Source organism: Streptococcus sp. SPS1, from assembly GCF_030439915.1.
Taxonomy (GTDB): Bacteria; Bacillota; Bacilli; order Lactobacillales; family Streptococcaceae; genus Streptococcus.
Map to the genome: position 1 here is coordinate 1 of NZ_JAQFJG010000021.1, position 12053 is coordinate 12053.

The window sequence follows — 12053 nt, forward strand, 5'->3', positions numbered from 1 at the left end:
TTTATGTTTTGTCATAGTAGACCTCATTTCTAACTCAAACGTCTCACACTTAATTCCACCATAAAAATCCGTTTTAGACTAATTTCCACTTTGATTAGGCAAGTGGAAATTACTTTGAGAAGTTACGAAATATTACAAACTTCTAAGTTAATAAAAATTATTATTGACATTCTCTCTTATTTATCCTAAACTATAACCAAGGATAGGATGTTTGTCGGGTGACTGGTAACAGTTTGCTCAAAGGTACTTGTTTTAGGTACAGGTTAGGTACTGCCTTCAGCTTTATGCTGTAAAGAACCCCTGCCACCACTGGTCCTATTCGTTTTACTCTTGGATTATATTCAAGAGTTTTTTCTTGTCAAAAAAAAATCTCAAACACCTGAGACATCTTTCTTTATTTTATAAGCTCCGAAACCTTAATTTTTGGTACCTTTTTGGTACCGTCTTGGTTTAACAATACGCTATATATATAATATTTTACAGCTACTTTCCCTTTAGAAACGTTGATTTAATAAGGATTTAAACATTACAGAGTATACTTTTGTAAAATACGGTCTCAAATAATGATAAAAAGACAGCTTCGGCTGTTCTTTTTTGTTTCTTGAAATCAACTGCTGTTTTCATGTTCCAAACTCAAAAAAACTTTGCACTCTAGCTAGCCATGCGATAGTTTCCAGGGTACAAAGTTTTTTCTTGCCTAAAAAGTATAAAAGATATATACTAGCTATATATAGTATAGATTGGAGATATACCATGACGACATCACTTACTAAGCAATACAATTTTAAAATCAATGAATCATCAATGGAACAAGCTAGAGCTATCATTAAGGAAAAAGGAATGACTATGACGGATGCTATTAGTCTTTTTATCGAGCAGATTGTTCTCGAACAGGATTTGCCAATAAAAACTGCAGAAGATTTACACCGTGAACGATTGATTCAGGAGCTACAAGCCCAATCTGAACGCGCCTTAAGAGAATATGAATCCGGACAAGGAACTTCTCTAGATGACATGAGGCTACGATATGATTTATAAAGTGATTCTATCTACTGAAGTGAGTCAGGCAATTGACAGTATTCATGATTACATTACTACTGTTCTTTTATCACCTCAGTCTGCTAAAAATACTGTGGCCAAAATTCTAGACGGCTTAAAAAGTTTAGAAACTTTTCCTGAAGCTGGCTTTGATGCAGATGAAAAAATAGGACTAAAAATCAACAGTAAGTACCCTACGCGAGGAAAAATTATCGGTCAGTATATCTTTCTTTACTTTATCGACCAAACTCAAAGAACTGTTTTTCTTTCCCACTTATTCCACACCAAAAGTGACTATGTTACCTTGCTCCAAAGCAAAAATAACAAAAACTCAAAATCATCATTTTAATGTCCACCACTCTCTTAATAACCTTGTACTTATAAGGAACACAATCTTCATTTTAACTAAAAAATAAAAAAACTTTGCACTCTAGTTAGCCACACGATGGTTTCTAGAGTACAAAGTTTTTTATTAGAGCAGATTTACTCTTCCTTATCTTGATTTTCAGTTCCTTTAACTGCTTTTTTAAATTCAGATAGCATTTTACCGATTGACTCGCCTAGTTCAGGCAATCGTTTTGGTCCAAAAATCAAGAGAGCTCCTAAAACGATGATAATCAATCCTGGTGCTCCGATATCACGTAAGATTCCCATTTCTCTCTCCTTTCTGCTTGCGTTTCATAATGTATTTGCTGATGGCAATACTTAATTCATAGAGTAAAATCAAGGGGGCAGTCATTGCCAAATCGCTGACAAAGTCAGCTGGTGTTAAGATGACTGCGAGTACCAATAAGATAAAATAAGCATATCGGCGATAAGCAGTCAATAATTCTGGTCCAATAAGTCCAATCGACGTCAAAAAGGCAATGATAACTGGCAATTCAAAAATCAGAGCCAAAGGCAAGGTCGTTTGAAAAACAAAAGACAGATAATTTTGAGCTGTTAACTGCGTTTCAAATAGTCCTTCTCCTAGCCCTAATAAAACCTGAAGTATGGCTGGTGTTACAAAGTAAAAACCAAAAGCCAGTCCAACTAGAAAACAAAGGAAACTAGCTGGAATATAGGCAAAGACAGCTCTAGCCTCTTCCTTCTTTAAACCTGGTTTGATGAAAGACCAGATATGATACACCGTGTAAGGCAAGGTGATGGTGAAGGCCATCAGACTAGCCAAACGTATGTAAATCCATAAAATATCATTAGGGCCTAAAACAATCAACTTTTGCTGAAAAGATTGGGTCACATACTGGTAAATCTGGTCTGCAAACAGCAGAGAGACACAGAATACCAAAAAGAAACAAATGACCACAGCCAATAATCTCTTTCTAAATTCTACCAGATGTTCAACGATTGTCAATTCTTTTCTATCCATCTATTTTTCACCCTGTCTGAAAGTGACAATCAAGACAATAACAATAAAGATTAGCTGACTGACCAAACCTTCCCAACTTGGATAAATTCCAAGCAGGTCAATTGTTGGAAATCCTGTCAACAAGTGATTTGGTGCCATATTGGTCAACTGAAGAGCATGGACACTAACCCCCAGCATCTTAAAGGCTAGGGCATAAATCATCCAAGTCAGGATAAAGAAGACCTTATGTGGCAAGAAGAATTGACTGGCCTTGTTCATCACAAGGGCAATAATTACCAGAACCAGTAAGGCAAGTGAAATACCCAAGACAAATTCAAAGCTAGAAATCCTTGGTAAAATCCCAACATAAAAGAGAATGGTTTCTGCTCCCTCACGGAAAACAGCTAGAAAACTGAGAGCAAACATGGAAATAAAAGATCCTGTCTTAGTCACTGTTTCCATTTGTGACTCCATAAAGGTATTCCATTTTTTGACTGAGGATTTGCTGTGGAGCCAGATTCCAATCAAAATCATCATAGCTACTGCAAAAATCCCCACTGCTCCTTCTATGATTTCACGATTGGAGCCTGATGTGACTGCTGGAAAGGCAATTTGCAGGATAAAAGCAATGACCAGACTGGCCATAATTCCTGTGATAGAGCCACCATAAACCCACTTGAGCCCTTTTCGCATCTTAGCTGCTTTCAAGGTCGTCACCAAGGCCATAACGATTAAGAGAGCCTCTACTCCTTCTCTTAGGAGAATGAGCATAGCATCAAAGGCATTGTAACGTGCACTGGTATCAATTTGTGATAAATCTCCAATCAGTTTTTCTAATTTTTCTTGGTAGTCCTTCTCATTTCCCTTGACCATAATCACAGGGCTTTCGCTTTCCACTCGTGTATAGAGGGAAGGATTGGTCGTGCTAACAGAGCTCTCAATCGTTGGCCAAATGGTAATAAATTCCTTCATACTGGCTACTCCTAATGCTTGGTCACCAGCTTGGAATTGTTCCAAAGCCTTCTTCAAAAGGGCAATACCATCTTTAAGACTCAAATCAGAAGATGCTTCTGCAACTTCTTTTCCACTCACAAAATCATCAATAGCCTTTTTTAAGTCCTCAAAGGAAGTCTGGATGGAGTTGAAATCTGTAGGCTCGGTTTCCATGCTACTACGCAGGAAGGAAATAGCTGTTTCAACACGTCCATAATGAGCTGTACTATTGTCACGAACCACACTTTCATTGATGGTCCAAGTGGAATTCATTTTCTTAAAGGCCTCTCGAACTTTTTCCAAATCTTTGGAGGCAATGGCCTGCTCTAAGTCTTCAAAACGAGGACTTAGACGGTTGACCAATTTTTCCTTTTCCGCATCTAGGTCAACAGGATTTTGTTCTTTTTCAAAAGCTAATAAGGCTGAAGAAATTTCAGTGAGTTTGTCTTCAGTAATCTCGCCTGACTGGGCTAGCTTTTCCTTGACGACTTTACCAGCCTCAGAATTGCTATCTTCTACTCTTTCAAAGTCTGTTGCCATCTCTTTAACGAGATTCTGTGCCTCAGACTGATTCCCATTTTTGACCGCTTTAGAAGCATCTGTGATTTTTACAAAGTAAGAACTCAAGCTTTCTTGGGCACCTACTGGGGAAAGAATAAAAAATGACAAAGCTAAAACTAGTAACCAGCTTTTAGCCTTCCAATAATTTCTGACCAATGTAGCCTCCTTTCTCCACACCACCAAAGCAAGCAAAGAGTCCACTACCGATGTGAGTGATGTATTCATTCATCTTATCAGTAGCACCTAGATTGGTTTGAACCTTGACAAAGTTATCAGGATCCTTCTGGAAAGAAATGAAGAGCAAGCCTGTATCAAACTGACCAGTTTTTTCATCAATCCCATCTGAGTAAGAGTAAGAACGACGCAAAAGTGGCTTATCTACTTCCTTAGCCAACCGAACATGCGAATCATCAGGCAAAAGACTCAAATCCACTTCATCAAACTCATTTTTCTTTCCAAAGGGGGCACCACTTTCCTTGTAACGGCCAAATGTATTTTCTTGTTCTTCGAGACTAGTGCGGTCCCAGGTCTCTAAAAACATCTGAATCCGACGAACTGCCATATAAGAGCCATTTTCCATCCAGTCCTTACTATCAGCCCAGATAACACGGTCAAAGTCTTGCTCCTTGGTTGGATTTGCTGTTCCATCCTTAAAACCAAAGAGGTTACGCGGTGTCTCCATTCGATCCCCGATTGCTGCAAAACCAGACTGACTCCAGCGAAGGGTCACGGCATTTCTCCCCTTACGGATGAGATTGCGAATAGCGTGAAAGGCAACTTGCTCATCATCTGCACAAGCCTGGATGACAATATCTCCACCTGTATATTTTTCACGCAATTGCTCTTTAGGAAAAGGCGGTAAATCTCTGAACACTTGAGGACGCTTGTTTTCCAAGTTCATCTTTTTCAAGAAACTTGCAGACACACCAAAAGTTAGTGTCAAACGATGAGGATTGAGCCCCACTGTTTCACCAGTGTCGCTAGGAGGCAAGAGAGTATTCTGGCCATCTTTTTTGACCAGTTCCCCTTCGACCAACTTGGCACTATAATCCGTCCAATCCTTGAATAGCTGGATAATCTTATCCTTATCCGTCGTATGCAAATCCAAGACAACAAAATAGATATTCTTTTGCATGGGCGTACTAATCCCTGCTTGATGCTTACCATAAAAAGCAATTTTTTCATTTCCGTACGAGATTTTTTCCTGAGTCCCAAGCTTAGGTGCGAAAAAAGCAGAAGCACCAGAGAGTCCTAGCGCTAAACCAGCCCCTCCAATCCCTGCTTTTTTTAGAAATTCTCGACGGTCCATTTTCTTCTCAAAAAACTTTTCGTCTTTTTCAGTCATGACTCTTATTCTCCACTAAGAAATTTACCCATTTGTGATAGAGGTTCACCAAGTTTTGTCACGGCTTCTGACAATTCTTTGGTATCTTCTTTTGTCAAATCTGTATAGAGTTTGTAGTGTTCCTTGTCGGTCATGTGTTTGTCCAACAAGCTATTAACAGATTTGAAATCTACTTCCAATTCTTTAACTAGGTTAGCGTCTGATTTTTCAAGTAAAGGTTTAAAGAGTTGGAAAATCTTCTCAGCTCCCTCGATATTAGCACGGAAGTCATATAAGTCTGTATGAGAATAAATTTCCTCTTCACCTGTAATCTTACTTGTTGCCACTTCATTAAGCAAGTCAACTGCTCCAGTCAGCATAACCTTGTAGTCCACATCTACAGTTGCAATCTTGGCTTTCAATTCCTTGATATCATTTACCAACTGATCGCCATAGCTTTCAGTTCCTTTAGTTGTATTGTCTTCCCAAAGGATACGCTCGATACGGTGGAAACCTGACCAACCTTCTTCTGTCTTGTTTTCGTCCATATAGTCTGCCAAACGGAAGTCAATCTTGACATCCGATTCACCAAAACTCTCGGCAATTGGTTCTGAACGCTCATAGGACATACGAATCAGTGGATAAACCTTCTTAGCTTCTTCTAACTTACCTTCTTTCAACAATTTGACAAAGCCTTCCGTATCTGTCAATAGCTTATCGATTTGCTCTTGTACAAAAGTCTTATATTCGGCAGTGGCCTTATCAAGCATTTTTTGCTTGTCCTCAGACAAGGCTGTTACCTTAGAAGAATTATTTGTCTCTGTTGATTTTTCAAACCTAACAGCACAAGCTGTCAATAGCAAGGCTGAAGATAAAAGGACAAAACCTAGTTTTTTCATTGTATACTCCTATCGATTCAGGAAACCTGAATTAATTTTACGTTTCATTATACCATGTTTTCACTCATTTTTCAATAAATTTTCAGACAATTTAATGTTATGAATAGCATTACAAATGCAAAAAACTAAGCCTAGGAAAATCTCCAAAGCTTAGTTTGATCTAGTTTCTTAATTTCCAGCGTAATATTTTTGAATTCCTTTAATAATACCTTCAACCAACTTATCTTGGTATTGGTCACTACGGATTCGTTGGTTTTCTTCTGGATTATCCATATAACCCAACTCTAATAACACAGCAGGTTTTGCAGTCTCACGAAGAACAGCGAAGGTGGCTTGCAAAAGCCCAGCATCCCTAGCTCCTGTCTCAGTCAAGAGAGATGAATGAAGGTCAGCGGCCAAACGATTACTTTCACTCATTCGGTCTGGATTATTATGCCAGTACTGGTTAATCTTGCTCGGATAACCCGCTTCTTCCTTATAAGAATAAGTCTGTATTCCCAGATTCAGTGTTGTGTCATTCCCAGTAGCGTTAAAATGAATACTAATAAAGAAGTCTGCATTCGTTTTATTTACCATACGAGAACGCTCCGTCACAAAGTCAACATCCACATCACTATCACGAGATGTTAAAACTGTATAGCCAAGTTCTTCTAAACGTTTCCGTAATTTACGAGAGACCTGTAGATTCAAATCTTTTTCAGCTATTCCATAATAATAAGCACCCGAATCACGTCCACCATGCCCAGGATCTAGGAAGATAGTTTTAGTATAGTGCCCCTTTTCAAATCCTTTTGGAAGTTCTTGCACCCATTTACCATTATCTTTGAAAAAATGGCTACTTCCATTAATAGTATAAGTTCCAGTGACATAAACGCCATCTTCTTTAAGATAATACCAAGCTTGATAATCTTGATCATAAATCCACTCTTTGTGAGCCATGTAGCCACCAGATTTTAGATAGTAAGAGCCAACCCATTGCTGTTCAGCATAGTGTCCGCCTGGCTTAAGATAAAACCAGCTAGAGTAGTTAGGATCGTACACCCATTCTTTATCTGCCATAGCCCCACTGGATTTCAGGTAATAATTTCCCTTCCAGGTATTAGCCATCATGACACCATTTTGATCAAATGCATACCATTTACCATTGATTTGACTCCATTGGTTAGACAGATATTTTCCTGAGCCATTGGCGTAGTACCACTTGTTAGCCATCTGATACCAGCTATTTTCAAGTAAGTAACCATTCTTATCAAATAGGTAGCCCTCATAAAGAGTATCTGTAAATTTGACACCTGTTTGACTATAATAAGTCCACTTCCCGTCTTCTTTTACCCAACCAGTTTGTAGCTTAGACTCAGTAGAAAGAGTTGGCTTTGTCTCCTGCTTACTCGAACTAGGAGTCGTTGGCTGGTTTTCTGTAGTTGCTTGAGAAGCATTTGCAGAGCTAGTAGCTGAACTACCGGTAGAGTTATTCGTAGAATGACTAGCATCATTAGCTAGAACTGTTTGGCTAGTGAATCCAAGAAGAGCTAGAGCAAGAATCGTAAATTTCTTATATGATTTCATTTATTTAACCTTTCTAGGGGAATGGAATCCCTGTTTTATTGAGTTCTTTGATTTCCTTGATGAAGGAAGATTTGTTCTGCATCCTACAAACTATAATTTATAGGATGTTATGTATTGTTTAGTTGATTTAAAGATGTGAAACCTAAAAAGTATGGCTAAGTTGGAACCTTAAAAATTCAATTTCTGAACACCTCATCTCGCTTCAGATAGTTATCGAACAAGTCGAGTAGATTTCATTAAAATCATCTATTTATATTATACACCAAATTTAAGAAAAATTTTTGCAAACATCTAAATTTAAAATAAATCTAGTCCCTAGCTATACCGAATTTTAGTTTACTCTGCCCAGTAGAGATGTTATAATAAAAATAGGAGGACACAAAATGAACAATAAAACTAAAAAGTTCACACTTGCTACAGTTTTAGTACTTTCCTTGTTAGGAGCTGGAACTCTTACATCACAATCAGTAGCCGCTAATGATAGGTTGGTTTCCACTCAAGTAATCAATGGTCAATCCTACCATATCTTAAACTCTGAGGTCACTAGTGCTTCTTCTGGTACTACTCTAGTTGGGATTGAAGGGACTTTCTTAACGCCAGATAAACAGGCTATCTTAGACCGTATCAATGCCATTCGAAAAGAGGCAGCAGACGAAGGTCTAGTTACTAGCTATGTTCCTATCAAATGGTCAACTGCACTAGAAAAAACAGCCTTCGTTCGTGCAGCAGAAGCTTCTGTAACTATGAATCATAAACGTTTATCTAATAAAGATATTTGGAGTGCCTGGCCTTCAGGAAATTTCTCACTAGCCGAAAACTTAGCTTGGAACTATGACGGATTTATGACAGCTATTAATCAATGGTATGAAGAAAAAGCAAATTACGTCAAATCTCGTAGTGGGGCAAGTGTCTCTGGTCAAACTGGACACTACGAATCCTTAATTAACCCAAAATTGACCTATATGGGGTTGGCAGCCTTTGAAAACCCTGTCACTCAAAATGGATGGATTACCGTTGCACAAAGTTTCGGAACAGCATCTGGTGGCTCTGAAGAATTAGCTGGTGGTTATGGAAAGGCCATTCAATATACAGAAGCAAATTCTTCTCAGACTCAAACATTTGCGACTAAGGCGAATCTTTTTGACAAAGACTTGAATGCTATCGGAACTCATAAAACCAAAACTGCAAATACAAATTCAAGTCAGAAAAATGGGTTCAATCATTCCCAATACTTCGGAAGTTGGATTCAATCAAACGGACGTTGGTGGTTTAAACACAATGACGGCTCATACACGAGTAATGGATGGGAAAAAATAAATAGAACTTGGTATCGCTTTGACAACTCTGGTTGGATGCAAACTGGCTGGGTGAAAGACGGTAGCTGGTACTATCTCGACGGTTCAGGCGCTATGAAGACTGGTTGGCTCAAAGATAATGGTAGCTGGTACTACCTTGATAGCTCAGGTGCTATGAAAACAGGCTGGATGAAGGTATCCGGCAAATGGTATTATACCTATAGCTCTGGCGTCCTAGCAATCAATACAACGACCCCTGACGGCTACCGTGTCAATGACAATGGTGAATGGGTAGGATAATTTAACACAACAAAAAGACTCTATACTATCTCACAGTGAGTAATCTTCACTTTCAGATAGTATAGAGATTTTTATTTACCTAGTATAGCTCTTATCTTAGATTTTAATATAGTGGATTGAAGTTGGAATAGAGCACTGTTGTTTCTGAAACATTGTTAAAAATTGGTTTGAATTTCTCAACTAATTTGTTCAGTTTTTATTTCATTTTACTATACTCTTCTAAAATTTCTTCAAACTACATCACCCTTGCCTTGTCGTGTCTATATATTACTTACTTCGTCAGTTCTATCTACAACCTCAAAACTGGAGTTTGAGAAACCTACGACTAGCTTTCTAATTTGCTATTTGATTTTTATTGAGTATACAAATACCAGTCCAAACCCGTGTTTCTTCAGGTCGAGCATATATATGTATCTAAACCACTTCCAATAGCGCCTCAAACTCAGCAACAGTCATTCCTAACTGCTGGCTGGCAACCTCAGATGTCAGAAGACCTTGGCGAACGAGATTTAGTAGCATAGACAAACTACCTTCAGCACGACCGCGTTCAAGTCCAAGTTCTAAGCCCTTTTCTTCTGCTTGTTCCAAGGCATAGTCCTGCGCTAACAAGGCTTGTTCTTCGCGCATACGTAATTGACTAAACATTTTCCTGTCCTCCTCGGACCAGCTTTTATAGTCTAGCAGTTGGTCTGCCTGGCTAATGGCTCGCTCGGGTTGTTGGGTAAAGGGCTTATTCCCAAAAAACTCTAACCACGGTTTGCGAATACTATCTTTGCTGGTTTCTCTATATTTTTTTAATTCCAAGAACGCCATCTTAACCAGATGGTTTTCTTGTCCATTATTGGTGATAGTTAAAACCTCACCTGTCGTGTCCTCTCGCATACTAAAACTATGAAAAGCTAGGTCATCTGAGAAATAATTACTATCTACAATTGCGATAGCGTATACTGGTGCAATGTGTTTATAGCTCTGGTGGGTATCACCTTCACGTTGGCGAATTTTTTCAAGATTTTGATTAACCTGACTGCACAAGTAAGCCCACAGGCGATTGATGAAAAAATTCTGATGATGAACTTGAATCTCTATAATAACTTGCGTTCCATTATCTAGCTCCGCCAAAACGTCTATACTGGTATAGAAATCCTGTGCCGAGTAAGGTACGGAAGGCAAGACGTGAATGTTACTTCCCTCCAAAATGGTTACATTTTTGGCTGGCAAGTCCAGCATGTCGCGAATAAATTGACAAGTGATTTCTGGATTGCTAAAAATCTTCTTAGCAACCAAATCATTAGTTGGGCTAATGCCCGGATGTCTGAGAATCATCCTTTTCCTCCTTTTATTATACCACAGTTTTAAATCTAGGTTTGCTAGATTTACTGCTACTATCTATTTATTCGGAAAAGAAAGTTCAAACTATATCATTTTAAATGAAATAAGGAACACTTGCGCGATAACAACATCATTTAACAAATAGCCAAAAAGCAACGACAAGGGTTACTCGTCGCTGCTTTTGTGAACGAAAATGTCTTTTAGGTCTGACATTTCATAAATCATGTTTTACTTGAGTTTGGCAAGGGTTGCTTTAAGCTCCTCTACTAGTTTAGCTTCTGTCTCTGCTGAGCCATTTTCTTCTTTCACGAAATCAAGGGTTTCTTGGAGAAGTTTTTGGGCTTTGGAAAGGACTTTTTTATCCGCTTTTTCTGCATCTAGCTGTCCGAGAACCTTGGTCAATTCCGTGCTTAATTGCTGGATTTCTGACCCTTTCTTACGACGAACCAACCAGAAGGCAATCACGCCTAGGAGAGCAAGTAGACTGACCACAATCACTCCTGCTGGAACTGAGTTTGTTTCAGTCATCTTATCTGAATCCTTACTATCTTCCGTTCCTTGCTTAGCATCTTTCTTGTCCTGTGTAGGCTTGCTGTCGCTAGCATTTGCTTTCACATCTTTGAGAGAGTCCAAGACAGCCTTCACAGACTCTACTGCAGTACGCAGACCTTGCTCTGTCAAGGCACTATCTTCCAGAGCTTTTTGAGCATCTAGGAGAACCGCCTTGGCTGCATCGATTTTCGGATCAGATACTGTTGCCAAAGCTTTCAAGCGTTGGTCTAACTCTTGACTCAAGGCACGAAGTTCAGACTTGTCAACTTGCTCTTGAGCTGGAGCTTGCGTGCTCGTTGAGCTAGCCGAAGCGCTTGCTGCCGCTCTAGGTGCTTGAGTCGGAGCTGGAGCAGGACTTGCAGGTTGACCCGGAGCAGTTGGTTGAGACGGTTGAGCGCTTGGACTAGATGGAGTTGTTGGTGTCTCTGTGCCTCCTTGGTCTGGCTGAGTAGGAGTAGAAGGTTGAGGTTGATCTGCTTGTGGAGTATACGGTGATATGTAAATTCCATTCAAAGATTCTTTAGCTAGTTTTAGATTATCCCTAGCTTCATCAACTGCTTTTTGAGAAGCATATACATCATCTAAAACAGCCTTAGCTTTTTCTATAGCTTTATCAAAAGCATCTTTCTTATCTTTGTCAGCATTGTGATACTTGTAACTTAGAGCCGTGTTGGCTGCCTCATCTACTAAACTTCGAAGCGTACTCTTGGCTGAGAATTTCGTCTCAGTACTATTTGCAGTAACTTTTCCGGTTTGACGATTGACATCATATGTCGTCACACGTTTCATGACATCATCGCCCTGTTTATAGTATTCTGTCTTGTCTGCGACACTCGTTATACCTGGGT

Annotated in this window: 11 protein-coding genes and 2 pseudogenes; 3 read left to right on the forward strand and 10 right to left on the reverse strand. The window is 39.1% G+C overall.

Translation table 11 applies throughout. The features are described 5' to 3' along the window. Nucleotides 1–753 precede the first annotated feature (753 nt). Nucleotides 754–1038, forward strand: coding sequence for a type II toxin-antitoxin system RelB/DinJ family antitoxin (locus PCY12_RS09925; RefSeq protein WP_023941319.1), 285 nt, complete (start codon nt 754–756; stop codon nt 1036–1038). Continuing rightward, nucleotides 1028–1387: a type II toxin-antitoxin system RelE/ParE family toxin gene (locus PCY12_RS09930; RefSeq protein ID WP_301352759.1), complete on the forward strand. Its 360-nt coding sequence runs from the start codon at nt 1028–1030 to the stop codon at nt 1385–1387. The genes PCY12_RS09925 and PCY12_RS09930 overlap by 11 nt, the downstream gene beginning before the upstream one ends. A 134-nt stretch (nt 1388–1521) precedes the next feature. On the opposite strand, the gene tatA is transcribed toward PCY12_RS09930, so the two are convergent. From tatA to PCY12_RS09960, 6 genes are all read right to left on the reverse strand, one after another. Beyond that, nucleotides 1522–1692 carry a twin-arginine translocase TatA/TatE family subunit gene (gene tatA / locus PCY12_RS09935; RefSeq protein WP_000512113.1) on the reverse strand — a complete coding sequence of 57 codons (171 nt, stop codon included), beginning with the start codon at nt 1690–1692 and terminating at the stop codon, nt 1522–1524. Then, the gene (gene tatC / locus PCY12_RS09940; protein WP_301352761.1) at nt 1676–2407 is read right to left on the reverse strand and encodes a twin-arginine translocase subunit TatC; all 732 of its coding nucleotides are present in this window, start codon (nt 2405–2407) and stop codon (nt 1676–1678) included. Before tatC ends, tatA begins: the two co-directional genes overlap by 17 nt. After that, a complete protein-coding gene (locus tag PCY12_RS09945; RefSeq protein ID WP_301352762.1) occupies nt 2408–4096 on the reverse strand; it encodes an FTR1 family protein in 1689 nt (562 codons plus the stop codon). After that, on the reverse strand, nt 4071–5285 hold the full coding sequence (gene efeB, locus PCY12_RS09950; RefSeq protein ID WP_301352763.1) for an iron uptake transporter deferrochelatase/peroxidase subunit: 1215 nt from the start codon (nt 5283–5285) through the stop codon (nt 4071–4073). Before efeB ends, PCY12_RS09945 begins: the two co-directional genes overlap by 26 nt. Before the next feature lie 5 nt (nt 5286–5290). Next, a complete protein-coding gene (gene efeO / locus PCY12_RS09955) occupies nt 5291–6163 on the reverse strand; it encodes an iron uptake system protein EfeO (RefSeq protein WP_301352765.1) in 873 nt (290 codons plus the stop codon). 168 nt (nt 6164–6331) lie between these two features. Beyond that, on the reverse strand, nt 6332–7729 hold the full coding sequence (locus PCY12_RS09960; protein WP_301352766.1) for an N-acetylmuramoyl-L-alanine amidase: 1398 nt from the start codon (nt 7727–7729) through the stop codon (nt 6332–6334). Between the two features lie 383 nt (nt 7730–8112). Between PCY12_RS09960 and PCY12_RS09965 the strand changes: the two genes are divergently transcribed. Further along, a complete protein-coding gene (locus PCY12_RS09965; protein ID WP_301352768.1) occupies nt 8113–9324 on the forward strand; it encodes a CAP domain-containing protein in 1212 nt (403 codons plus the stop codon). Nucleotides 9325–9738: 414 nt separating this feature from the next. Here the strand turns inward: PCY12_RS09965 and PCY12_RS09970 are convergent, their stop codons facing one another. From PCY12_RS09970 to PCY12_RS09985, 4 genes and pseudogenes are all read right to left on the reverse strand, one after another. Continuing rightward, entirely contained in the window at nt 9739–10647 is a 909-nt protein-coding gene (locus PCY12_RS09970) for an Rpn family recombination-promoting nuclease/putative transposase (protein WP_301352769.1), read from the reverse strand. Between the two features lie 234 nt (nt 10648–10881). Then, nucleotides 10882–11298 carry a transmembrane domain-containing protein gene (locus PCY12_RS09975; protein WP_301352771.1) on the reverse strand — a complete coding sequence of 139 codons (417 nt, stop codon included), beginning with the start codon at nt 11296–11298 and terminating at the stop codon, nt 10882–10884. A 27-nt stretch (nt 11299–11325) separates the two neighbouring features. Beyond that, nucleotides 11326–11523 (reverse strand): annotated as a pseudogene (locus PCY12_RS09980) (hypothetical protein); the annotation flags it as partial. A gap of 249 nt (nt 11524–11772) precedes the next feature. Then, nucleotides 11773–11994: pseudogene (locus PCY12_RS09985) on the reverse strand (hypothetical protein); the annotation flags it as partial. Nucleotides 11995–12053 lie beyond the last annotated feature (59 nt).